Source organism: Allobaculum stercoricanis DSM 13633, assembly GCF_000384195.1.
In the GTDB taxonomy this organism is placed as follows: domain Bacteria; phylum Bacillota_I; class Bacilli_A; order Erysipelotrichales; family Erysipelotrichaceae; genus Allobaculum; species Allobaculum stercoricanis.
In genome coordinates, this window is record NZ_KB913034.1 from 1819505 (window position 1) to 1845515 (window position 26011).

Genomic DNA, 26011 nt, shown 5'->3' on the forward strand with positions numbered 1-26011 from the left:
TCCATTTAAAATGAATCAGATCTTTTATATAAATAAACTATAATTTTTTTATTTTTCCTGTGTTTAATTGACGGGTAGCGTCACATTCCTTTCGTTGGACAAAAAGAGTTTTCATCATTTTAAATTTCGCTTCGTGGCCAGAACACTAAGTTTGTTGGCGGTGTATCATAGAAAACATTGATCGTGTCGGTATGACAAACGTAGTAATAATTTCCAATTTTTTCGTATTTCGCATTGCCATTTTCAACTTCCATGTCCCATTTAAAATCCATGATTCTCTCACTTGCGGCGCGGAAGTAATGCGTATGTTTTAAGATTTTTCCATGCATAAGGTTTTGGGCGGCATTGCCGACTGTCATTTCTTCATAAGCATTGGATGGATCTTCACTATACAAATAGCTTGTTGTATCCCCTTGGAATGAACTATCCACTACAACACCAGCAACTGCTTGGATTTTCACCCGTCCAGTTTGAGTTCGATAATACAAAGCCGCTCCATCTAAACGGTTATTGTTAATCCCTGCTGCCAATTGAATTCTTTTTCGCGCTGGATAAAATGCCAAAACTGATCCTGGTTGCATATCTTGCGTCAAAATTGTCGTTTCATTCACGTTTGAATAACCCACCAAGCGGCCATTTTGGAATAAGAACACGCGATTGCCAAACTGTTTGGACAAAGAATTGATTAATGTTGTGAGTTCATTTCCTTTTTCTAAAAGGGAATCCATCGTCAATTCGCCTTTTTGTTGAAGAAGGGAGTTACGATAATCTGTCGCTAATTTTTCAAGTTCATAGGCTACATTTTGTGTTGGCGCATCTACGGCCAAGCCATACCAGCCAATACCTTCTAATTTCCAGCCGAGTTGGCCAAGTTGTTTATTTTCATTGGCATCACTTGTATAGTTATGCGAACCTGTTTTCGCATTAGGGTTATATTGGCGATAAATTGGAACTGATTGTTGTGAAGCATCTGCTGAATACCAACCGACACCTTCAAGTTTCCAACCCACACTTTGTAAAACGTTCACTTCATTTTGATCCGTAGTGTAATGGTGATCCCCGGCATTTTCGTTATATAAGCGATGAACTGGATAATTTGAACTTTCTGGGGCATACCAACCAATTCCTTCAAAATCCCAACCGGCTGCAATCAATCCATCTTTTTCATTACGGTCTGCGGTATAGAAATGTTCTCCTGAATTTGGGTTATATAAACGGAAAACCCCAACCCCACTTGCTTGGGTTAAATCGGCAGGAGAATTAGGATCACGATTGCTGATGACAATATCACTTTCTTCGATCCATTCTTCTGATTCAGCGATTGTTTGGGTTTGTACTTCTTGTGCAAAAACAGGCACGTTCAACATCATCGTTGAAGTCAAAAACGCGAGTGTTAATGCAGACATTTTTTTATTGATCTTCATCTCAATTCTCCTAACTCATTTATATGCCTGATTTTAAAAATTTGTTTCTTCAAGAATACCTTGTTTTTTAATTTTTCGATAATAATTAGACTCCATTGGCTATCATTTTATGATTGTCTATGTATTTTGCACATTGAATCGGATCATTGACTCAAAAATCTCTATTCATTCCAATCTAGATAAATCGCAAAAACTCCGGTTTGATCTTGCTTCACACTTTGCAAAGTGTCCCAATTGAGACTGTCATCATAAAGGGCATATTCATTGAGCACCTCACTGGCAATCTCTTGCATCCTTTCAAAAACCGCTGGATCAACCACTTTAATGTTTACCCATCTTGAAGAATGATCATTTAATTCCATCCACAACCAATCTCGCGCTTGGTTTTCTGTCTGGATGACAAGACCATTTCGATAGAACACATTTGCATCCAAAGCATTTTCCTGCGGCAAATCTGGTGCTAACAACAAGCTCACTTCGGCACTGCGTAATTGCATCATGTCTTGCCAGGTCAAATTCGTGAATGCCTCTTTCAAACCCGAAAAATCGGCCTGTTCATCGTGATCTAAACTGACTGGATCGTTATATGTCACATCCGTGTAATACCAATGACCATCAATTTGAATCGCATTCCATGCATGGCGATAACCTGAATCCCATTGCATGATTTGTTGGGCATTTAAAGATTGCAGTTGGCTCATTCCTTGTTGATAACCCGCCTTGTCTTCATATGCACTGCCCGTAATCACCACGCAATCCATTCCTAAGCCATCCGCTAAATATTTATAGGCTAGTGCATAGCCATCGCAAACGGCTTGTCGTTCCACAAGTGCGCCATACAAATTATGCTCATGCGCTGCTTGGGGTTGATACGTGATGGTATCGACTAAATAATCGTTCATCAACACGGAACATTCATATTCACCACGACCATGCCAATCTTGAATAATCGAATTTCGTAATTGGCGTAGTTGTTCAATGCGTTGCGGTATCGTTAAACCATCATCATATTCAATGTAGTTTGGATGGAAGACTTTCACTTCTTGGGTCAGGGGTGAGTATTCATAATTTTGTTGATCAGCCAAAAAGAACAACTCCGGATCCGCTAATTTCAAACGCTGATATAATTCCGAGATTTCATCAAGTTGAATTGGCTGGTTTAACTCGATTTCGCTTTGCCCCGCTTTCATGCCATCTACAAGTGTTTGAGCGACTTGTTTTTGGGCATCACTTAAATTTCGTATGTAAAGATCGTTTTGATAATCCAATATTCCCACTTGTTTGGCATCCACTGCAGTAGGCTGGTTTTGCGTTGCTTGTTCAAAACTTACCTGTTCACTGGGAATGATCGCTTCTTGTTGTCCAGAATTTTGATCCAAGAGTGCGGCAACGAAAGGAATTTTCTTGAAAAACAAGCCAACGCCTACAATAACGAATAATAAGACAAACAAACTGATCCGTTTGACCGTTCGTTTTAACCTTCTTTTCTTTTTCTTCATTGGCTTCTCCTTTCTCTTGCGCGTTTTGACTTTGCGTTATGAATCGTAATGATTTCTTATTTCCATTTTATACGATGATCCAAATAAGAGATCCTAAGAATTTTGAATGATTTTCTAAACATCTAAAGCCAAAAAAACGCGAAGGATCACAAATAGATCACGCTTCGCGTTTTACTTCAATTTCAATGCTTATTCTTCAACATCGTGTGCTTCAAACCATGCTTTGACATCTTGCATCGTCTGTTTTAAGCATCCTTTTTCAAAAGGAACGATATTTTTAGAAATTGTGACGAGTTCTTTAAACGTTTTCGTTCCTCCACATTTAGCCATTGCGACATAATCATCAAAGACTGTTTCATCATGACGTTGCATGCGACTCCAAATCTGTAAAGCGACGACTTGCGCTAATGTGTAATCGATATAGTAGAACGGCATCATAAAGATGTGCAATTGGCGCATCCACCAGCCACCGCGTTCAAGAACGTCGATATCTTGGTAGTCTTTTTGTGGTAAGTATTGTTGTTCTAATTCACGCCAACAAGCCATTCGTTGGTCATGATTCCATGTTGGATGATCGTATACTTCGTGTTGGAAATGATCGACTAAAACACCATACCCTAAAAACTTAACCGCGCCTTCAAGATGTGTGTAATAGTATTTAGCCGTGTCTTCTTCAAAGAACAATTCCATCCATGGCCAAGTTAAAAATTCCATTCCCATCGAGTCAATTTCAGCACTTTCATTGGTTGGCCAAACTAAATCATAAGGGAAAGCATTGCGACTCAACCACGCTTGAAAGCCATGCCCTGCTTCGTGGGTTAACGTTTCAATATCGGCATTTGTTCCATTGAAATTTGCAAAGATGAAAGGCACACCATAGTCTGGTAATATTTCACAATATCCGCCGGCTGCTTTTCCTGGTTTCGCATTTAAATCCATCAAGTTTTGATCCACCATGCCTTCAAAGAAAATACCCGTTTGTTCAGACAATTCTCGATACATCTGCAAAGCGCGACGAACGAGTTCTGGTTCATCATATTTAGGCTGCGGGTTTCCGGATTCAAATGTGATTTTTTCATCCCATGCTGGTAAAGTTGGACCTTCATATCCATGACGTTTAGCTTGCGCTTGATACAGTTCCATCGCAACTGGAACGACATCTTCGAGTACATTTTGACGATATTGTTCAACATCATAGCGATCATAATCTAAACGCAACATGCGTAAATAACCAAATGGGGTAAATGTTTCATAGCCCATTTTATTGGCAATCTTGGTGCGCACTTGCACAAGTTGATCAAAGATGTCCCCAATTTCTTGTTCATGATCGGCAAACCATCCCCAATACGCTTTATGTGCTTGTTTGCGCATATTTCGATCAGGATCGGACATATACTTTTCAATGCTCGCTAGCGTATGCACTTCATCATTGAAGTCAATTTGTGCAGATGCGATCACATTTTGATAACGGCTCGCTAGTTTATTTTCTTCTTGTAAATCTTCAATGATCGCTTCCGACATTACTTTTTGATTAAATTCATGAATCATAAACCAAGTTTTTGGTACATCGTTTTCGAGTTGTTGACGATAAGGTGAATTCAAAATCACTTGATCAATCGCATGAATCGCATTATCTACGATTGGGCTGATTACATCAAAATAGTCGCATTCTTGTGTATAAAACTCATCTCTTGTATCGATGGAATGACGAATGTTAGCGAGTTGCATTTGTGTTTGAAAATGCTTTTCTAGTTCAATGAATTGTTGAAACGTGTTAAAAAATGCTGCATAGTCTTCTGCCTGTTCGAATTGGTGTAATAACTCTTGCAAACGGGTTAAAACTTCATCTTTATCCGGGCGTTGATATTTAAATTCTAAAAAGTTCATCTTGTTTCCTTTCCTCATTTCGATTGTTGTGATCGATCTATTGTTTTTAATGTATCAAATAAATCTTCAAATAGGCCAATTGTATTCTTCGTGTTTGACAACTGTGTCGTTTTTTTAAACATTCTTTCGACCACATGATAAAATGAGCCAAATAGGAGGATTAACGATGCCTTTACACTTTGAACCTTTTTATCAAAATCTCATCGATACTTTAGCAGCGTATCACCTCGCTTATTCCACGATGGCTACCGATCAATTAACGATCGCTCCTAAAAAAGGGGCACCTCGCGTGAATCAAGCGTTAGCTTTACTCGCTCGTGCCGCTTTTGAAATCGAAAATGACCCAGAAAACATCGCAAAAATTCGCGATTATGCCCAACGTTTACCGCAAAGCAGTTTAGAAAAACAAGAAGTTGAATTACGTTTACGTCAAATCGACGATCAAGAAGCAATCCCTGCTGATTTCTATCAAGAACTCATTCAAACTCGCGCCGATTCTGGGGTTGCTTGGCATGAAGCAAAAGAACAAGCCAACTACAAATTATTCCAACCCCATTTAGAAAAGGTCATTGCGAATACGTTAAAAGCGCAAACGTATTCCCCTCGTTATAACGGAACAAACAGCTACGACCTTGCCCTTGACGCCTATGAGGCAGGCATGGATCAAAAACAATATGATGAATTTTTTGCGGTGATCAAAGAAGAACTCATCCCCTTTATTGCCAAAGTCCAAGCTGCCCAACCCATCGATACGACAAAAATGAACCAAGTCATCGATGCTGAACGCCAAGCAAAATTTGCGCAAATTGTCATGGATTATTTACAAGCCGATCCCGAACGTGTTTATCTTTCAACGACAGAACATCCTTTCACGGAATTTTTCTCCAACAACGATGTTCGTATCACGACTCGATATATTGAGGATAACTTCTTAGGCGGAATTCTATCGATCGTTCATGAATACGGCCATGCTTTATACAGCCTCAATGCCAATCCCGATTATGATAAAACGATGTTTATCGATGCGATTGGTTCTGGTGCCCATGAAACCCAATCTCGATTCTTGGAAAACCACATTGGTCGCTCCAAAGCGTTTTGGTCTTATTTATACCCCACCCTCATCGAACATTTTCCAGAATTTAAAGACACAAGTCTTGATGAACTGATCGCAATGATCAATGCCTCGAGCGCCTCTTTAATTCGAACAGAAGCCGATGAATTAACTTACCCATTACACATTTTGATTCGTTATGAAATCGAAAAACAAATGGCAAATGGAACGTTAGATTATGATCATCTACCTCAACTTTGGGCTGACTTATATGAACAATATCTCGGCATTCGCCCAAGCAATGATCAAGAAGGGGTTTTACAAGACATTCATTGGTCTGATGGCGGAATTGGTTACTTCCCAACTTACGCTTTAGGTTCAGCCTATGCTGCACAACTTTATGAAGCGATGGAAAAAGAATTCGATGTTGATCAGGCACTAGAAAATGGACATATTGAAAAAGTAGTCAATTGGTTAAAAGAAAACGTTCAACAATATGGAGCACAAAAAACAATGCGCCAAATCGTTGAAGAAGTTTCTCACAAACCATTTGATCCCCATGTTTACACGAACTACCTCAAAAACAAATACACAAAACTGTATCATTTAGAAGAACAATAACGTGAACGCCAAGCAATCCTTTATGGATTGCTTTTTTGTTGGTCCATAAAAAAATCAGCTCTAGAATAAAATCTAGAGCTGATCGAGGAAATTTATAGAACTAATTCATGAACACAAGTGAATTAGTCACCATCTGTATTTCTTAATCCTGGAGTGTAGTTTTTAGCTGCTTCCACGATTACATCGACTGCCGTATCAATTGGAATTCTTCCTGTATCGATACAGAGATCGTAATAGAATGATTTTCCCCATTTACGACTTGTAAAGTATTCGTAGTGGGCTTTACGACGTTTATCTTTATCTTTTAAACGTTTTTCAATTGGGACGTCTGTTTCGCCATATTCATTGATAACTCGGTTTTTACGTGCATCATGATTCGCATAAATAAAGCAACTCATTGTATTTGGATCATTTCTTAATAAATAGTCAGCACAACGACCAACGATAACGCAGTTTCCTTGTTCAGCTAAATTCAAAACAACACGGCTTTGTGCTTCAAAAAGCTGTTCGTTTAAGTTAAAACCAAAACTACTACTTGTAAAGACAGCAGAGAAACGTCCTTGTTCTTCGCCGTTTTCTTCGATAAATTCTTTGGCAAATCCGGTTTCTGTCGCGATTTTGTCAACTAAGTTCCAGTCATAGAAGCTATATCCTAATGCTTCTGCAACTTTGCGCCCAATTGTTCGTCCACCAGAACCAAATTCGCGGGTGATTGTAATTACTTTCGCGCTCATTATGAACCTCTTTCTAAGAAACCTTTAATCTTTTGGGTAAGGATTATTTTCTATATCCATTATACATGATCCGCACGTGAAGATCGCTATTTAAGAAAAATTTTACATAGATTTACGAAAGCGTTCTTTCAAAGTGATTGAGAAAATTCCAAACAGAATCAAAAAGAGAGACATTGATCTGTTCTCGAAAAAAAACGGGCTTGGCCATATTCCAAGTCCGTTTTCTTGTTAGATGTTGAGTGGTTTATCGCTTGCACCGTATTGTTCGTAATAATGTTTGAGATCTGCTTCAAGTTTTGCGTCTAACATATCACGTTGACGTAAGCTATCCACGATTTCAGGAACAGAAACAATTGCGGCTGTTGGGAATCCGTATAATTCGCTCACTTCTGCAAGTGCTGATTTATCGGATTTACCTTTTTCGGCACGGTCTAAAGAAACCATCAAACCTTTGATTTCAACGTTTGCAGCGTTTCTTACTTTTGGTACAGTTTCTTCCATTGATTTTCCTGATGTTGTCACGTCTTCAATCATGATCACGCGATCTCCATCTTTTAATTTTGTTCCTAAGAAACTTCCTTTATCTGCACCATGGTCTTTTTCTTCTTTACGGTCACTGCAGTAGCGGATTTCTTTTCCGAAAAGATCGTAGTAAGCTTCAGCTGTTACAACAGCTAATGGAATTCCTTTATAAGCAGGTCCGAATAATACATCGAAATCATCGCCATATTGATCATGGATCGCTTGGGCATAGAATTCTCCTAATTTACGTAATTGTTTACCTGTTTCGTATCCACCCGCATTCATGAAGAATGGAGAAATACGTCCAGATTTCAGTGTAAATGTTCCAAATTTTAAAACTCCGCATTCTAGCATGAAGTCAATAAATTCGTGTTTATAACCGTTCATTTCGTTTATCCCTCTCTGTTTATTCTTGCATTTCGTTCGTTAAATTTTACCACAAATCTACTCGCTCTTATTCTTTTTTGAGATTTCTTCTCGAATCCCCAAGAATACTCCAGCAATTGCGCTGATGACCATCAAGATTGTGATCAAAGTGACAAAAGGTTTTTGATTATTCATAACTCTTCTTCCTTTCGCATCGTTGTCTTTATTGTAGCGAATTTTTTAAGGATTCTTGCAGATTTCTCACTTCTTTTTTGGCGCTGATCAAAAAGACTTTCCGCTATGTGGAAAGTCTTTGAAATTGTATTGAATTCAGATTTACCATTCAATTTCAACATGGATATCGTCGCGCAAATAGCCCCATGTCAAATTGATTTTTGCTGGTTCAAATTCCGCATTACATCTCATGATCGTGTCGAGATCAATGGTCCGGTTGTTGTTGACATAAAGAGGATCGTGGACTTGCACATTGCCATTTTCATATCCATACAACAAGATTTCATGATAAAATCGCGTATCCGGATTGAGTTGGCTACGGGCATTTAAAGTAAAGCTAACAAATCCTCCGGATTTAAGTACTTTTGTGATTTCCATTTGATCTAAATAATCCCCACGAGCTTGTATGCCATAGTGCTCGGCAGCCCACATCACACCATCGCCTTTCGTGCCAATTGGGATACCATTACCAAATGTTCCATTAATTTTCCCAACACTCTTTAAGGCATAGGCGATATCTAAAGGCGAGTAAGGACGATTGTTGATTCCTTCATATGCCATTGCTAGAACAGTTGGCACACAACCGATATGTCTAAATGTCGTATCGCCAAACCAAACATTTCCCCAACGCGGATCTGTTTGGAAATAGTGCGGAACATTATAGACTTGCGTGCGAATGACAACACCATGATTGTCAGTGGTGTATACAACATTATTAACTCGAACATCGCCACGAACGGGATTGCCAGCTTTGTCATACATCCGCATCGTTCCGCTTTTATCGATTTTTGCGATTACATTGCTTGCTGCTTGATCACCAAATACGGAATCTGAGCTGTTATAGATTAAATACCCACTCGTATGATCGAAAATAAAAGATTTGTTGCCAATTTTTTGACTTCCATATAACGCTTTGCCTTGGTCACCATAATAGCGAGCCTGTTCGCTATTTGGCACTTTAACAAAGGCATTTTTAATTTTTCGCTTGGTGGTGGAATCAAAGTAATACCAATCCCCATCGTAATAAGCTTCTCCATAAGAAGGAGTACCTGTTTCGTCATACCAAATGTCTTGACCATATTCATTGACGATCATATTCACTTTCGGAACATAGAAACTTAATCCTTCTTGTTTCCAACCCATGTTGGCTAATGCGTTGTACTCATTATCCGATCGGGAAAAATGGTGGGCACCGGCCGCTGTGGCATTGGGGTTATAAGCCCGATAAATCGGTTTTCCTTCTGTTCCTTTTTGCGCATACCAACCGATTCCTTCTAACACCCAACCGAGCTGGATTAATACGTTTTTCTCATTTTCTTCTCTCGTATAGTGATGGTCTTGCGCATTGGGGTTATATAAACGATAGACCGGTTCAGCGAGGGGATCATCGGCTTTTAAAGAATACCAAGAGACTTTTTCATCGATCCATCCCCCACGGATTAATGCTTTTCTTTCGTTTTCATCTCTTGTATAAAAGTGTTCCGATGTACGCAGGTTATATAAACGGAAAACACGCTCATACTTTGCGGATATTTCGCTATATGCTTTTGGTTCTGTAGAATGGAACGTAATATTTTCAAATAATTTATCGCTCTTTTCTTGGAAATAGTTGGATTCATCAATAAAATCATCAAAATCCCATTCATTCATATCTGGAATGTTTTCTACATACTGACCTTTTGAAGCTTCTATGTTTTCTTGTGCCATCAGTGGCATCGTTTGGGATAAACACATCGCAATAGCCAATAAGCTTGTCGCCATTTTTTTCATGTTTTGGCTCCTTTCTTTAACATCCAATCCAATGATTCGATTCAAAAATTAAATCATATGTGTATTTTACACATAAAGAAGAAAGTCTCTTAAAATATTTATTTCAATTTTTTCGATCTTTTCTATTTTTAAATATTTTTTCTTTTGATGAAACAGTTCTTTCAAGCAAATCTTACTCTTAGTATACGTAAGAAAAAAAAGAGAAACGTGTATCAACATTTCTCTTTTCCTTCATCAATTTTCATTTAGCGTTTTACATGGAGATCAAATTGTGGATGATCGAGTAACATTAAGCGACAAATCACTGCGCCTACTGCATTTCCCAAAACAATCCACACTAAATTCCAACTCCAAACCCAAGCTAAGCCCATATAAGCCAAATCTGCAATCGAGTGTTCAAATCCACATAGGATAAACACTGTGACGCATAAAAAGCATCCTGCTTTAAAGCCTTTCGACCAACTATAGACGGCTAAAAACATTAAGACCCCACAAAAGCAACCGTTAATGAATGCCATGTACCAAGGTAATGCCGCTTTTGCTTGAGCGATCGTTGTTGCTGCTTCAATAATGCCAGTATTCCAACGAAGCAAGCCACAAACGACTAAAGCCCCAATGGTATTTCCAGCAAGAATTTTCAGGTAAGGTAAATCTTTTTGACCAAACCAGCCGATTTTCCCAGTGAATAAATCCAGTTCAAATAGGCAAACAAAACACAACGCAAATCCGAATAAAATTGCACCTAATGGCTTATCTGCTTTGACAAACAAATAAGACGCCATCGCAATTAAACCGCCAGCGCTAATTGATTTTTTCATAGGTTTCCTTACTTATTCATCTCTGCTTCAATCATTGCATATGTTTTTGCTGGATCTTCGGCTTTTGTGATTGAACGGCCAACAACGATATAGTCACTACCCTGTTCGCGTGCAAATGCAGGAGTTGCCACACGTTTTTGGTCATCTTTAGAGTCAGAAGATAAACGGATCCCTGGAGTTACACAAAGGAATTCTGGTCCACATGCTTCTTTAATTGCTTTCACTTCGTGTACAGAACATACAACACCATCTAATCCTGCTTCTTTTGCTTTTGTTGCATAGCGAACTACAGAATCGATCACTGTTCCTGGAATTCCTTGTTCTTCGTTCATTGCTTCTTGGGAAGTAGAAGTTAATTGCGTAACTGCGATCAATAATGGAGTTTTATTGGATGTGCAGCCTTCTTTTAATCCTTCTTTTCCGGCTTTCATCATTTCAACACCACCAGCAGCATGAACGTTTGTTAAATCTACGCCTAAACGAGCGAGGTTTTTCATTCCACCTTTTACTGTATTTGGAATATCATGAAGTTTTAAATCTAAGAAGACATCGTGTCCTGCTTCTTTAATTTCACGGACAAGATCAAGACCTTCCGCATAAGTTAATTCCATCCCAATTTTAACTGTGATTGGGGAATCGAATTTTGCAAGAAAGTCCATAACTTCTTGACGGCTGGAAAAATCCAGGGCCACAATTGTTTTATTCATTGTATTTTCCTCCATAAATTTATTTTTTATTTCGTTACAGCTTGTTTATATCACAAGCCTTAAGCGAATGTTTTAAAGCTCTTTTTTTGATGATCGTTTTATTCATTTTTGCTTAAAAAAACTGTTCTATTTTTTCGAATAGAACAGTTTTGGATAGTCATTATTTTTGTGGTAAAGCTTTTCCGATCGCTTCTTGTACAGAATTTAAATTGTATTTTTCTAATACACTTGGCAACTCTTCGATCATTTTTGGACAAGCCCATGGATCAATAAAGTTTGCCGCGCCAACTTGAACGGCACTTGCTCCCGCATATAAGAATTCTAAAATGTCTTCTGCATTGCTGATGCCACCACAACCAATAATTGGAATATGAACAACTTGAGCAACTTGATAAACCATGCGTAATGCAATTGGTTTAATTGCTGGTCCCGAAAGACCACCCGTTACATTTCCTAATAATGGTTTTGCTGTACGTAAATCCATACGTAAGCCTTGAACGGTATTGATCATGACCAAACCATCTGCACCATTGTCTTGCGCTGCTAATGCCAATTCTACGATGTTTGTAACATTTGGAGATAATTTTACATAGACCGGTTTATCGGCATGTTGTTTAACCATAGCCACCGTTTTTCCTAATGCTTCAGCATTCGTACCAATAGCCATGCCGCCCACTGCAACGTTTGGACAAGATACGTTTAATTCGAACGCTTTAATGACATCTACACCTTTTAAGTGTTCAACGACATGCGCATAGTCTTCGATTGTCGATCCCGCTACACTAACCATCACTTCTGTATCGAATTGTTCTAAGAAAGGAAGTTCATGTTCACGGAAGTAATCAACACCTTTATTTTCAAGACCAATCGCATTTAACATTCCAGATTCTGCTTCTGCAATACGAGGCAGAGGGTTTCCAAAACGAGCATTCGGGGTAACTGATTTTGTGACCATTCCCCCAAGTAGGCTCAAATCATAGATGGATGCAAATTCACGACCATTTCCAAAACAGCCGGAAGCAGGGAGAACCGGATTTTTTAAATTTAATCCTGGAAGTTTAACGGATAAATCCATTACAATACCACCTTTCCCATCGCAAAGACTGGGCCGTCTTCACAAACGCGAACTGCGTCACCTTCTACCGTTTTCATCACGCAACCTAAGCATACGCCAAATCCACAACCCATGCGGCTTTCTAAAGAGATATAGCCATCTTGATATGTGTTTTGAATCGCGCGAAGCATTGGCAATGGTCCACAACTGCAAACAAATGGACAAGTGATGTGATTGGCTTTGATACCATCTAAAACAGTTCCTTGAACCCCCATTGATCCATCCATTGTGCAAATCACAGGAGTGATGCCGAGTTCTTCAAATTCTTTTTGATAGAACACTTCATCTTTTGTATTAAAGCCTAATACAACATGAACTTTTGCGCCCAAATCTTGATACGCTTTGGCTGTCAATAACATTGGTGGAGTACCCACACCACCACCTACAATTAATACTTCTTCTTTCGCTTCGATCGGATAACCAGTACCCAATGGGCCAAGGACACTTAAAGCGTGCCCTGGTCGCATGGAAGAGAGTTTGTCGGTTCCTTTGCCTAATACTTTATAGACAATTGTGAGTACGTTTCCTTCAACCCAAGAAACGGAAATTGGACGTCGTAAATAGAAGTTAGGAACAGTGATTTGAACGAATTGACCTGGTTTAGCCAATGTTGCAATTTCTGTTTCTAATTCCATTTTAAATACATCTTGAGTCAGCGGTGTATTCGATAAAATTTTCGCTTTGGATTCGATCATATCTTATTTCCCCAGTTCATTCATAGAAATCATTGAGAATGAAATTGATTCAAGAACTTTCATCAAAGCATCTGCAGTATCTAAAGCAGTCATACAGAAAATGTTATTTTCAGAAGCGACACGACGGATGATAAATCCATCATCTTCATTTTTCTGAGATGTACGAGACATTGTATTCACTACATAATTGACTTTTCCCGTACGGATGATGTCTACAACGTTTGGTACATCGGAATTTTCTTCGATTTTTGCAGCATCGTGAACGAACAAGCCGTTTTCACGTAAGAATTTTGCCGTACCTGGTGTTGCATATAAACCATATCCGATATTTGCAGCACGGTTTGCAAGTTCTAAGGCTTCTTGTTTATCGCGATCCGCAATTGTAAAGAGGATATTTCCGTGTGCTGGAACTTTGATTCCTGCAGCAACTAATGCTTTATATAATGCTTTTTCTAAATTGATATCAGAACCTAGTGCTTCCCCTGTGGATTTCATTTCAGGTCCTAAAACCGTATCCACACTGCGCAGTTTTGCAAAAGAGAAGACTGGCGCTTTAACAAATACACGATCTTGATCTTCTGGACGGTAACCTGGCGTTACACCTTGTTCTTCTAAAGAGTGACCTAATACTGCCATTGTTGCTAAATGAGACATTGGTACGCCTGTGATCTTGGATAAGAATGGCACAGTTCTAGAAGAACGTGGGTTAACTTCAAGGACATAGACTTGATCGTTAGCATCAACGATGAACTGAATGTTGTAAAGACCGATAAAGCCGAATCCTTCCCCAATTCTTGTTGCATAGTCGATGATTGTGTCTTTAACGTCTTGAGAAATTGTCTGTGTTGGATAAACGGAGATGGAGTCACCAGAGTGAACACCGGCACGTTCGATATGTTCCATTACACCTGGAATATAAACGTGTTTTCCATCCGCAATCGCATCGATTTCTAATTCTTTTCCGACGATATATTTATCGACAAGAATTGGCGCATCGTGGCTAATTTCTTTTACGGCATTTGCCATGTAGATGCGTAATTCATCATCGTTATGAACGATTTGCATTGCACGACCACCAAGAACATAAGATGGACGAACGAGTACTGGATAGCCAATACGTCCTGCAATATCTAATGCTTCTTCAACTGTTAATGCTGTTTCACCTTTTGGTTGAGGGATGTCTAGTTTATGTAACATCGCTTCAAATTCATGACGGTCTTCCGCTAAGTCGATGCTTTCAAGACTCGTTCCTAAAATTTTCACACCGTGTTCAGCTAAAGATGCAGCAAGGTTAATCGCAGTTTGACCACCAAATTGAACGATGACACCTTCTGGTTTTTCTAAATCGATAACTTCCATAACATCTTCTGTTGTTAATGGTTCGAAATACAATTTGTCAGAAATTGTGAAGTCAGTTGATACCGTTTCTGGGTTGTTGTTGACGATGATTGCTTCATAACCAGCATGACGTAATGTTTCTACGCAATGCACTGTCGCATAGTCGAATTCAACACCTTGCCCAATACGGATAGGTCCAGAACCTAATACAACGATTTTGCGGTTGTTAGAAGGCACACTTTCGTTTTCTTGCTCGTAAGTAGAGTAGAAATAAGGTGTTGCACTTTCAAATTCTCCTGCACAAGTATCCACCATTTTGTAAACAGGAATGATGTTGTTTTCGTGACGTAATTCATAGATCGCTTTTGCCGTTGTGTTCCAAGCTTTTGCGATCATGCTGTCGGAGAATCCGTTTTTCTTTAATGTCAGCAATGTTTCTGGATCCATTGGATGTTCATTCATTTCTTGTTCTAAGCGGAAGATACGATTTAAATGCATCAAGAAGAATGGATCGATTTTACATGCTTTATGGATTTCTTCAACGCTAACGCCTTCGCGCATCACTTTTGCGATCGCAAAGATTCTTAAGTCGCTGTTCGTGCGAATCATTTCAAATAATTCTTCACGACTCTTATCTTCTAAATCCTGTAAGAACAAGTGATCCACTTTCATTTCCAAAGAACGAACGCCTTTTAAGAACGCTTCTTCAAATGTACGTCCGATGGACATGATTTCCCCTGTTGCTTTCATTTGGGTTCCTAAATGACGGTCTGCATTTGGGAATTTGTCAAATGGGAAACGAGGGAATTTTGCAACAACATAGTCAATTGTTGGTTCGAAGCAAGCATAAGATGTTTTTGTTACTGGGTTTAAAATTTCGTCTAATGTTAAGCCCACTGCCAATTTTGCGGAAATACGCGCAATTGGATAACCTGTTGCTTTAGATGCTAATGCAGAAGAGCGGGAAACACGTGGGTTTACTTCGATAACAAAGTATTTAAAGCTCTTTGGATCTAAAGCTAACTGCACGTTACATCCACCACAAATGCCTAAAGCACGAATGATTTTTAATGCAGCAGAACTTAACATGCCATTTTCACGATCTGTTAATGTCTGAACTGGAGCCACAACGATAGAGTCACCCGTATGGACACCAACTGGATCGACGTTTTCCATACTACAAATCACGATGGAGTTGTCGTTGGAGTCACGCATTACTTCATATTCGATTTCTTTATAACCAGCAATAGATTGTTCGATTAAGCACTGGTGAACTGGAGAAATTTTAAGTCCAGCGTCACAGACTTTGCGTAATTCTTCTTCATTATCCGCAAATCCACCACCTGTTCCGCCAAGGGTATAAGCAGGGCGAACAACAACTGGATAACCTAATTCTTTGCAATATTCAACTGCTTGATCCACTGTGTGCACGATGTCACTCTGTGGCACTGGTTCATTGATTTCGTTCATCAAAGAACGGAACAATTCACGGTCTTCTGCTTTTTGAATCGCGTGTAAATCTGTTCCCAGAATTTCAACACCGTATTCTTCTAAGATGCCATCTTCAGCTAATTCAACAACTAAGTTCAATCCTGTTTGTCCACCTAATGAACCTAAGATTGCATCTGGTCTTTCTTTATAAATAATGCGTTTTGCGAAATCTAAAGTGATTGGTTCGATATAAACTTGGTCAGCAACAACTGAATCAGTCATGATCGTTGCTGGGTTGGAGTTAATCAAGATAACTTCATATCCTTCTTCACGTAAGGATTGGCAAGCCTGAGTTCCGGCATAGTCAAATTCAGCCGCCTGACCAATTACGATTGGACCAGACCCGATAACGAGAATCTTTTTAATATCGTCTCTTCTAGGCATTTTTCTTGTTCTCCTTTTCTGTAGTCATCAAACGGACAAAGGCATCCATTGCACCTGTGCCGTCAGTAGATGTTGGTTGGAACTGTAAGCCAAATACTGGATAAGTTTTATGCGCAACACCTTCACAAGAATTATCGTTCAATGCTTTATGCGTCATTACTAAATCTGTATTGGCTAAAGAATCAATATCCACCGCATAGCCATGGTTTTGGCTTGTAATTTCTACATGACCATCACTTAAGTGAACAACTGGGTGGTTGCTTCCGCGATGTCCGAATTTCAATTTATATGTTTTTGCTCCGCAAGCTAAAGAGATGAGCTGGTGACCTAAACAAATTCCAAACATTGGAACTTGGCCCATCAGTTGACGAACTGTTTCAATTGCTTCTGGAATATCTGTTGGATTTCCTGGACCATCTGTTAAAACAACACCATCTGGGCAGAAACTCATAATTGTTTTTACATCTGTGTTCCATGGCACAACAACGATGTCTAAGTTCAATGCTGCTAAATCACGAATAATGCTTAATTTGCTTCCGAAATCCATCACAACAACTTTTAAGCCACGGTTTGGTACGGAGTAAATGCGTGGTGCACTCACTTGTTGTACTTGATCGTGCATTTCTGGTGTTTTGCGAATTGTTTCAAGCACTTCATCGATATTGGCATCCGCATTGCACATCATGCAACGCATTACCCCTTTATCGCGAATACGACGCGTGATCGCACGAGTATCGATATCATAAATGCCCGCAATATTTTCCTGTTTGCAGAAATCATTCAAAGAAGAATTTGCACGCCAGTTGGAATAATCTTCACAAAGATCTTTAACCACCAAGCCGAATACGCTTGGTACAAGATTTTCCCAGTCATCGCGGTTCATGCCGTAATTTCCAATTAATGGATACGTCATCATCACGATTTGTCCACAATAAGAACTGTCTGTCAAAATTTCCTGGTAGCCCGTCATTGCCGTGTTGAATACTAATTCACCGACTTTGAAGTTGTCTGAACCGAACGCTTTTCCTTTCCAGACGCTTCCATCTTCTAAAACAAGCAATCTGTCCATAAGTTTCTCCTCCCTTACGTTATTGATATTTCTATTCCGTTATTTTTTCAGTAAGTGTGGCCCACTTACTTTTGTTTTGTATAGACCGGTTTTCCTTCAAACCAAGTTTGTTTGATGTCGACAACGCTCTTCCATCCCGCAAATGGTGTATTTTTTCCCATGGATTGGAATGTGTCTGGATCAATTGTGACATCTGCATTTAAATCAGCAATGAAGAAATCTGGACGGTAGCCAATTTCAAGCTTGCCGCATTTTTCTAAACCGAATCGCTTTGCTGGCTTTTCTGCCATCCAACCGATCAGCTGGTTGAGTGACCAGCGTTTTTGGTTTTCTACAAATTCAGTATAAAGCAAAGGGAACGCAGTTTCTAAGGCAACAATGCCAAATGGTGAAAGTTCCATCGGACGTGTTTTTTCTTCCATCGTATGTGGAGCATGGTCATTGGCAATAAAATCGAGATCGCCATTTTCCAAACCTTCAATTAAGGCCATTCGATCTTCGTGGCTTCTTAATGGTGGGTTCATTTTCCACATTGGCCCTTTGACATCTTTATCTTCTAATAATAAGTGATGGGCTGTAACTTCCCCAGAACAATCTGCGCCTTGTGCTTTTGCGGCATGCAAAGCTTGCACGCTTTCTTTGGCTGAAATGTGATCCGCATGATATTTCAAACCATTCGAAATGACCATGACGAGATCGCGTTTTAATTGTTCACTTTCACAAGCACTTGGAATTCCGATCCAACCGTTTTGTGTAGCATATTCACTTTCGTGAACGGATGCTTTTTGTTTACGGTACACCATATCTTCAGTATGACATGAAAACATGACATCGGCTTCTTTGGCTCTTTTCATGGCTAATGCCATGACTTCTTCACTTTGAATGCCCACGCCATCATCACTAAACCAATGAATGCCTAATTCTTTCAGTGCGCGATAGTTTGTCGGCACTTTTCCTTGTTCATCATTGGTAATCGTTCCAAATGGAAAGACACGCACGTTTGCATGTTCTTCGATATTTTTTAAGTAACGTTCCATCACATCTGCAGTCGATGGGAAAGGTTTTACGTTTGGCATCGCAAAGATCGTCGTATATCCACCAGCAGCGGCAGCCATTGTTCCTGTCGCAATCGTTTCTTTTGTTGTATAACCTGGATCACGTAAGTGAACATGGGTATCCACTAAACCAGGAAGGACGGCTAAACCTTGGCCATCTACCACTTGCCAATCTTCTTGACGTTCAATTGTTGGGGCAATCTCTAAAATTTCGTGTTCATCAAATAACATTTCGCCATCCATCAAATGATGTTGATAGAAGATTTTCGCGTTAGTAATTAGTGTTTTCACTCTTGTCCCTCTCTAACAAAAGGTGCTACACCTAATGCTTTTTTAATCATCGCTTTTCGTACTAACATTCCATTATGCATCTGTTTGAAAATACGGCTTTTTTCGCTTTCGACTAAGTCCGTATCGATTTCAACACCGCGGTTGACTGGTGCTGGATGCATGATGATCGCATGGTCTTTCATGCGGTTATAACGTTCTTTTGTTAGTCCGTATTGGCTCAAATATTCATCATCGCTTAATGACTGAAGTGTTGCGCCACGTTCTTTTTGGATTCGTAAAAGCATGACAACGTCTGCCCATTCAATTGATTCATCGAAATCACTAAATGGATAGCCTTCGCGTTCCCATTCTTTTGGTCCGGAAAAACGAACATTGGCATTGAAACGTTCAAGTGCTTCTTTGTCACTTGCTGCAACACGAGAATGCGCAACATCTCCACAGATCAACACATTGATTCCATCGAAATGACCAAACTCTTGGTAAATTGTCAATAAATCCAATAAGCACTGGGATGGGTGATTTCCTTTTCCATCTCCGGCGTTGATGATTGGAATATTGATTCCTTTTAGTTCATTGAAATATTCATCTTGTGGATGGCGAATCACTAACAATTGATAGCCAACAGACTCGAACACCTTTACTGTATCGTATAACGTTTCTCCTTTTGTTATAGAAGAAGATTCCGCTTGGAAATCAACGGTCTTCAATCCTAGTTGTTTTTCAGCACTTACAAATGAATAGTGAGTGCGCGTCGAAGGCTCAAAAAAAAGATTGGCTGTAAGTACCTGAGCACTTTCAGGTAACTGCCAATCCGAATGAGAATAGGAAAAAGCCTTCGCATCATCAAGGATTTCAAGGATCTCTTCGTTCGTTAGATCCTTCATGGTTAAAAGTGATTTTTTATTCATATCCAAAACCCCTTCTACTTATGCGCTGGCGCAATTTTAAGAATATAAATCATATTTTGTCCGTCTGTTTTATCAGCAGACTTCTAAATCTTCCGTATTATATCACTTACTTTTTGAAACACAATAGAGATTTATGGTTTAAAAAACGATCACTTTTTCAAACTCTTACATATCGAAAACTTTACACATAGTCGACAGACAATCATTTCTTTTCAATCCTAAAAAGGATGTTTAATAACACATTTTGTATATTTTGTGATTTTCAACTTTCGATCCTATAAAAAAACGCATCACGAGCTAAAAGGCTTATGTTTTCCAATTTCCCTTTTGTTTATGGATTACATCTTTGACATGGCGTATAGCCTTGGGCAATTAAACTTTCTTTCGATTCATGAACATCTTGTCGATTTCTTTTTGACATATCATCGATCGAATCGCAGCTTGGATCATGAAATTTATGCGATCTGATATTTAAAACATAATCCTTAGCTTGCCCCTCCGTTGCGGGTGTTTGACCTTGACTCGTATTCTGCCCTGCTTCTTCTAGCCAGTTCTCTCCTGTTTGATAATCGATACAAATGCCAGGTTGAACATTATAACAAAACACGTTAAAGGAAAGACCTTGCCCATTGTCCTCTACGGATTTTGCTTGCATCAACACACCATTAGCCACTAAGTTATCACCATCAAACATCGGTGTAACTTGGTACATCACATGTTTATTGGTCTTGCGAATAAAATCTAACGTCTTACTTTCAAAAGGCTGCATCCCTTTGATATTCATATAACGCGTTCCGGTCATTAAGTTTTTCGGATTCGCATTTTGACCTGACAAACTAAAAGCAATCAAATGGCATCGATTGTAAAGCGCTTGGCCATCTTTGATACAGTCATAGCGGTTTTGTTTCCACCCCGTTGGATGAATACTCGAAATATCGCCACGTTCTTCTTCTGGCAAAATTTCTTGTCCCAAGCTTCCATAAGCCATTGTGACTCGTCCGAATTCATCTAATTCAAAATAGTGTTGGAACGCACTTGTTGTTTGTTCATTTTCTTCAAAATAAGGAACGTTGTTATTGATAGCAACATAGGGTTGGCCACTAAATTCTGGAATATCGGCCAGGGTGATCGGCAACTTGGCAGGATTAGGTTGTTGTTGTCCTTCTTGTTGCGCCACGCTTGTCGTGCTTTCTTCAATTTGGATTTGGCTATTGGCTGACAAACTGATCGCACTCGATGCCATTGGATTGGCACTACAACCAACAAGAGTCAAAATTAAAAATAGATTGAAAAAGATATTTGAGATTCGTTTCCACTTTTGTCTCATGCAAATTTCTCCTTTCCATCACTTGGATTGGGCAAATGGATCTTGAATTTTTTCTCCATCCATTCACAATTGATTCCTGATTATGATAACAAGTCCCCATTATAAAACGAACTTTGACCCACCATCTAGCTATAGCTTGCAGATTAATTTTGGATCAGTCTTTACCGTATAGATCACAATCGCTAGACTACTGTTACGACGCAAAACAAATGAAAATTCAAGGAGACTTTCTATGGAATACAATTTAAAATCCCCTAAACTCATTGCTGCCGATATCGATGGCACTTTTTTACGTCCTGATCGTACTTACGATCGTCCTCGCTTTGAAAGAATTTTAAAACGTATGCACGCTAAAGGCGCAAAATTTGTCGTTGCTAGCGGAAATCAAATCGCTCTTTTAGAAAATTTATTTCCGGGTTTTGAAGGCCAAATTTCCTACGTTGCCGAAAATGGTGCATTGATTCGCGATGAACAAGAAGTGCTCTTTGCTGGAAATATGGATCCTTATGCCATCAAACGCGTATTAGAAGTGCAACGTCAACACCCTGAAATCCAACTCGTTTTATGTGGGGTTAAATCTGCTTATTGTCAACGTGGACTGACTGATCCTCGATTTTTCGATTTCATCAATCAGTTCTATGGACGCCTCGCTTGGGCTGATGATCTGCAAACGATTGATGACCAAGTCCTCAAGTTCGCTTTACTCGTTCCGGAAGAACAATCCCTCCAATATGTTGATTTATTTAAACAAGAACTTGGCGGACTGATTGAAGCAACGGATACGGGCTTTGGCTATATCGATTTAATTGTTCCCGGTTGTCACAAAGCTTCTGGTCTTCAAAAATTAGCCGAACGTTGGAACATCGATCCACAAGACTGTGCTGCTTTTGGTGATGGTGGCAATGATATTGAAATGTTGAATTATTGTGGATTAAGTTTTGCGATGGCCAATGCCAAAGATTCCGTTAAAGCTGCTGCCCAATACGTATGTAAATCTGATGCTGAAGATGGCGTACTTGAAGTCTTAGACCAACTGTATCCAGAAGAATCACATATCTAGCAATCATTAAAAAATTGAATTCTTTGAGATCTTTTTTCGACATTTTGCCAATGATGTCTAGAAGATCTCTTTTCTTTTTAAAATGTTTTTCTTGGATAAATTGTATTGCAACATATTCTCTAAAATGCCCATTTGTATTTCTTAATGATTTCGAAATGACCTTTAGAAAAGTTTAAGCAATACAGTTAAATTCCCATAAACTATTGACGATTTATTCATATTCTTTTTTTACAATAGAACCATAAAGTAAGAGGTTATTCTATGAACCAAAATGTTGTATTTTTCTTGAAATTTAAAAAAGACCTACAATTCTATTATTCTTCACTTTCCCTTTTAGATGCCCTGAACGCTATGAAAAAACACGGCTTTACGGCAGTTCCTGTAATCGATCACGCAGGATGTTATATGGGAAGTGTCACCGAAGGTGATTTCTTGTGGTTTATTTTACAAAACGGAAACGATCCCGCTTTGTTAGAAAATACTCAAGTCAAACAATTAATCCGTGAAGGTTTTATGCCAGCAGTGAATATCGATGTTTCATTAGAGGAATTATTAGAAACATCTTTCCATCAAAACTATGTCCCTGTTGTCGATGATCGCAATAAATTTATTGGCATCGTAACTCGTCAATCTTTATTACGTCATTTCGGAAATTCCAGTCCAAAACTTGTGACAACTTCTTCAAAACCGCTCGACGCGATGTCAAGACAATCGCTAAACGGATAATTCTTGGATCACTAAACAAAAGAATTTTTACTCGCGACTGGTGAGTTGCGAGTTTTTTATTGCTTGATATGATGAACAAAATGAATTCAAATACTTTAATGTGAAAGGTCTACATATGCATGATTTTCTATTTTATGGTTTAACTGCTTTATTGATCGGTTTCGATCTTTATGTCTGGCAGATTTGGAAATTTGCCAAAAAGAAGACTAAAGCCATCGCCCTCTATGTTGCGCAATTGCTGCAATGGCTTGCCGCTCTTGCGCTAGCAAGCATTCTGCCTTCTACTTGGTGGAACTGGATCACTTTGCCTAATTTGAAAATTTGGCAAATCCTCATTCTATTTTTCTGTCTTGAACTAGTTCGCTTACTTTTATTGCCCTTGTTTAAACAATCGCCAAGTGAAACAACAATGTCCCGTTTTCATTCAATTTTGAAGATCTTCTTCTTTTGGATGCAAGATTCAATTGAGCAACCTACCGAAGAATTAGAACTGTTATCCGAAACGATTAGTGAAAATGAAGAACAACTCGAAGTAATCGAAAATGCCCTCGATCTTGGCGAAACAACCCTTGGTGAAATTTGTACACACCGCTCGGATATGGTCATTCTTTCTTTAAAAGATGAACCTTCAAAATGGAAAAAGACAATTCTTGCTCATCGTCATACGTTCTATCCCGTAACAAATGAAAGTGATGATGATGTCATTGGCTTTCTCGATACGCGTGATTACTTTAGGATGCCTGGATTTGGCAAAAAACAAATCCTCGATGAATGTGTCGACAAACCTTTGTTTGCGGCTGAAAACACAACCGCCGATGAATTATTGCGCATCATGAAAAGTCGCAAAAAATACATCGCAATCGTTTTAGATGAATATGGTGGTGTTGTCGGCCTTGTTACCTTACACGACATCATTGAAGAGTTATTAGGAGAATTATCCGAAGAAGAAGAAAAACGCCAAGCAGATATTGTCAAACTCCCTCGCGGTTTATGGCGCATTAGTGGTGAAGCCAATTTAAAAGATGTCTCCAAAGCATTAAATATGAATTTAGAATTAGATGACTTTGAAACCTTCTCGGGCTATGTCATCGGTTCAATGGGGTATATTCCTGAAGATGGTACACAATTAGAAGTTCAAATCGATCACTTAATGATTCAAATTAAACGAATTGCCGGACATCGCATACGCCAAGCCCTTGTTCATAAAATCGATGAACCAATCCCTAACCCAAACGAACCCCACTAAATAAAAAGGCGAATCCTTTTTGCGATTCGCCTTTTTATTTAGTTTTAAGCTAATTCTTTTTGTATTTCTTGTTTCTTGGCATCCATCTTTTTAAATGCGCGTCGAATAAAGAAAATGGAAACGACAACAGATAAGAAATCCGCAATCGGTTGCGAAAGAAGCATTCCTTCAATGCCTAAAAATAACGGTAAAACGAAAACCAAAGGCATAAAGAAGATGATTGTACGTGTCATGGATAAAAAAGCCCCTTTTCCTGCTTGGCCAATTGCAGAAAAGAAGTTCGAGGACAGCCCTTGAATTCCTTGAATGCAAATACAAGCCATATTGACACGTAACATCAAGACGCCAAATTGAATATACAACTCGTCACCTTGACCAAATAACTCAATGAGTTGGACAGGGAAAAACTGAAATAACAACATTACGAGTGTTCCCAATACAACAACTGACGACATTGCTAAAAGCACACATCGTTTAACCCGATCATATTGTCGCGCTCCATAGTTAAAACCAATGATCGGTTGGGTCCCTTGTCCTAAACCAACTACAGCAGAAATATATAAACCATTTAATTTAAATGCCACTCCCGAAGCCGCAATCGGAATATTCGCCCCATAAATCGACATTGCTCCATAATACTTGAATAAGTTATTCAAAACGATTTGAACAAACAAAATGGTGACTTGGTTTAACGAGTTGGCCGCTCCAACTGCTGCAATTCGTTTTAGATAATGAAAATGCATCTGATAGTGATGCTTTTCTAAGTGAATTTGTTTAAAGCGAGGAATATAGAATAGACACACAACAAGAGTTGCCATTTGTCCGATAATGGTTGCCCATGCTGCTCCTGCCATTCCCCAGTGAAAAACAAAAATAAATAGCGGATCGAGAATACAATTGACAATTGCCCCTACGATCATGCTCATCATTGAAAACGTTGGTGCGCCATCCGCACGCGCGAGTTGTGATAAGCCATTGGATAAAATCAAAAATGGCATGCCGATTAAAATGATTTGCGAATAGTCATGAGCATATTGATAATTTTCTGCCGTTGCGCCAAATGCCGGTAATAAAAGAGGCATCAAAAGTTCAGCAAGAACAAGATAAATCAGTCCCGCAACGAGCATAAACGTTAAGCCAGCGCCGACCGTTTTGGCCGCTTCTTCTTGTTTCCCTTCTCCTAAAAGCAAAGAGTAATTGGCAGCTGAACCTACTCCAAGTAACAAAGCAATTGCTAAACCAATTGTCGTAAAAGGGAATGCGACCGTTGTTGCCCCATTTCCTAAATAACCAAGTCCCTGGCCAATAAAAATCTGGTCCACGATGTTATAAAGTGAACTGACCAACATCGCCACAATAGAGGGCAAAGAGAAACGAAAGAGCAGTTTCGAAATTTTCTCGTATCCTAGTGGATTGTCTTGTCTAGTTTGTTCCATTTTATGCCTCCTTTTTTTAGTTCAATTCGTCATACATGAATTTAGACTTAACTGCCTAAAATCCGTGTTGTGAAGTTAAAATAAGCTAAATTCCAATCATTCGCAATTGATTGTTTAAAGCCAATCTAAAATATTCTTGTAAATCTCACACTGTTTCGGACAAGATCTTTTAAGATCGCAATAAAAAATCCCCTTTTAGTGACATCTCGATTGAGTTATTACGAGTGTCCACTAAAAG

General features: G+C 39.1%; 20 protein-coding genes. 4 read left to right on the top strand and 16 right to left on the bottom strand.

All coding sequences use genetic code 11. The annotated features are described in order from the left end of the window. Positions 1-119: 119 nt before the first annotated feature. From ALLST_RS11600 to ALLST_RS0108475, 3 genes are all read right to left on the bottom strand, one after another. On the bottom strand, positions 120-1424 hold the full coding sequence (locus tag ALLST_RS11600) for a hypothetical protein (RefSeq protein WP_019893742.1): 1305 nt from the start codon (positions 1422-1424) through the stop codon (positions 120-122). 161 nt (positions 1425-1585) lie between these two features. Next, positions 1586-2923 (bottom strand): transglutaminase domain-containing protein, encoded by a 1338-nt coding sequence (locus ALLST_RS0108470; RefSeq protein ID WP_019893745.1) that lies wholly within the window; start codon positions 2921-2923, stop codon positions 1586-1588. 189 nt (positions 2924-3112) lie between these two features. Beyond that, the gene (locus ALLST_RS0108475) at positions 3113-4810 is read right to left on the bottom strand and encodes a M3 family oligoendopeptidase (protein WP_019893746.1); all 1698 of its coding nucleotides are present in this window, start codon (positions 4808-4810) and stop codon (positions 3113-3115) included. Positions 4811-4976: 166 nt separating this feature from the next. On the opposite strand from ALLST_RS0108475, the gene ALLST_RS0108480 reads away from it, so the two are divergent. Continuing rightward, positions 4977-6482 carry a carboxypeptidase M32 gene (locus ALLST_RS0108480; RefSeq protein WP_019893747.1) on the top strand — a complete coding sequence of 502 codons (1506 nt, stop codon included), beginning with the start codon at positions 4977-4979 and terminating at the stop codon, positions 6480-6482. A gap of 122 nt (positions 6483-6604) precedes the next feature. On the opposite strand, the gene ALLST_RS0108485 is transcribed toward ALLST_RS0108480, so the two are convergent. From ALLST_RS0108485 to ALLST_RS0108555, 12 genes are all read right to left on the bottom strand, one after another. After that, complete coding sequence (locus tag ALLST_RS0108485; RefSeq protein WP_019893748.1) at positions 6605-7216, bottom strand: cytidylate kinase-like family protein; 612 nt, start codon at positions 7214-7216, stop codon at positions 6605-6607. 228 nt (positions 7217-7444) lie between these two features. After that, entirely contained in the window at positions 7445-8125 is a 681-nt protein-coding gene (gene pyrE, locus ALLST_RS0108490; protein ID WP_019893749.1) for an orotate phosphoribosyltransferase, read from the bottom strand. A 315-nt stretch (positions 8126-8440) separates the two neighbouring features. After that, positions 8441-10108: a C39 family peptidase gene (locus ALLST_RS11150; RefSeq protein ID WP_019893753.1), complete on the bottom strand. Its 1668-nt coding sequence runs from the start codon at positions 10106-10108 to the stop codon at positions 8441-8443. A gap of 245 nt (positions 10109-10353) precedes the next feature. Then, entirely contained in the window at positions 10354-10926 is a 573-nt protein-coding gene (locus ALLST_RS11155) for a formate/nitrite transporter family protein (protein ID WP_019893757.1), read from the bottom strand. A gap of 8 nt (positions 10927-10934) precedes the next feature. Beyond that, complete coding sequence (pyrF, locus tag ALLST_RS0108520) at positions 10935-11633, bottom strand: orotidine-5'-phosphate decarboxylase (protein WP_019893759.1); 699 nt, start codon at positions 11631-11633, stop codon at positions 10935-10937. 160 nt (positions 11634-11793) lie between these two features. Continuing rightward, positions 11794-12708 carry a dihydroorotate dehydrogenase gene (locus ALLST_RS0108525; RefSeq protein WP_019893760.1) on the bottom strand — a complete coding sequence of 305 codons (915 nt, stop codon included), beginning with the start codon at positions 12706-12708 and terminating at the stop codon, positions 11794-11796. After that, entirely contained in the window at positions 12708-13442 is a 735-nt protein-coding gene (locus tag ALLST_RS0108530; RefSeq protein ID WP_019893761.1) for a dihydroorotate dehydrogenase electron transfer subunit, read from the bottom strand. Before ALLST_RS0108530 ends, ALLST_RS0108525 begins: the two co-directional genes overlap by 1 nt. Before the next feature lie 3 nt (positions 13443-13445). After that, a complete protein-coding gene (gene carB / locus ALLST_RS0108535; RefSeq protein ID WP_019893762.1) occupies positions 13446-16655 on the bottom strand; it encodes a carbamoyl-phosphate synthase large subunit in 3210 nt (1069 codons plus the stop codon). Next, positions 16648-17724 carry a glutamine-hydrolyzing carbamoyl-phosphate synthase small subunit gene (gene carA / locus ALLST_RS10605; protein ID WP_019893763.1) on the bottom strand — a complete coding sequence of 359 codons (1077 nt, stop codon included), beginning with the start codon at positions 17722-17724 and terminating at the stop codon, positions 16648-16650. Before carA ends, carB begins: the two co-directional genes overlap by 8 nt. Positions 17725-17789: 65 nt before the next feature. Next, positions 17790-19070 (bottom strand): dihydroorotase, encoded by a 1281-nt coding sequence (locus tag ALLST_RS0108545; protein ID WP_019893764.1) that lies wholly within the window; start codon positions 19068-19070, stop codon positions 17790-17792. Then, positions 19067-19978: an aspartate carbamoyltransferase catalytic subunit gene (locus ALLST_RS0108550; protein WP_019893765.1), complete on the bottom strand. Its 912-nt coding sequence runs from the start codon at positions 19976-19978 to the stop codon at positions 19067-19069. Before ALLST_RS0108550 ends, ALLST_RS0108545 begins: the two co-directional genes overlap by 4 nt. Before the next feature lie 331 nt (positions 19979-20309). After that, complete coding sequence (locus tag ALLST_RS0108555; RefSeq protein WP_019893766.1) at positions 20310-21305, bottom strand: DNA/RNA non-specific endonuclease; 996 nt, start codon at positions 21303-21305, stop codon at positions 20310-20312. 232 nt (positions 21306-21537) lie between these two features. Between ALLST_RS0108555 and ALLST_RS0108560 the strand changes: the two genes are divergently transcribed. The 3 genes from ALLST_RS0108560 (at position 21538) to ALLST_RS10610 (ending at position 24337) form a co-directional block, all read left to right on the top strand. Next, complete coding sequence (locus ALLST_RS0108560) at positions 21538-22365, top strand: Cof-type HAD-IIB family hydrolase (RefSeq protein ID WP_019893767.1); 828 nt, start codon at positions 21538-21540, stop codon at positions 22363-22365. A gap of 261 nt (positions 22366-22626) precedes the next feature. Then, positions 22627-23091: a CBS domain-containing protein gene (locus tag ALLST_RS0108565; protein WP_019893768.1), complete on the top strand. Its 465-nt coding sequence runs from the start codon at positions 22627-22629 to the stop codon at positions 23089-23091. A 115-nt stretch (positions 23092-23206) separates the two neighbouring features. Beyond that, positions 23207-24337, top strand: a complete 1131-nt coding sequence (locus ALLST_RS10610; protein ID WP_019893770.1) for a transporter associated domain-containing protein — start codon at positions 23207-23209, stop codon at positions 24335-24337. Positions 24338-24381: 44 nt separating this feature from the next. Here the strand turns inward: ALLST_RS10610 and ALLST_RS0108575 are convergent, their stop codons facing one another. Continuing rightward, positions 24382-25773: an MATE family efflux transporter gene (locus tag ALLST_RS0108575; RefSeq protein ID WP_019893771.1), complete on the bottom strand. Its 1392-nt coding sequence runs from the start codon at positions 25771-25773 to the stop codon at positions 24382-24384. Positions 25774-26011 lie beyond the last annotated feature (238 nt).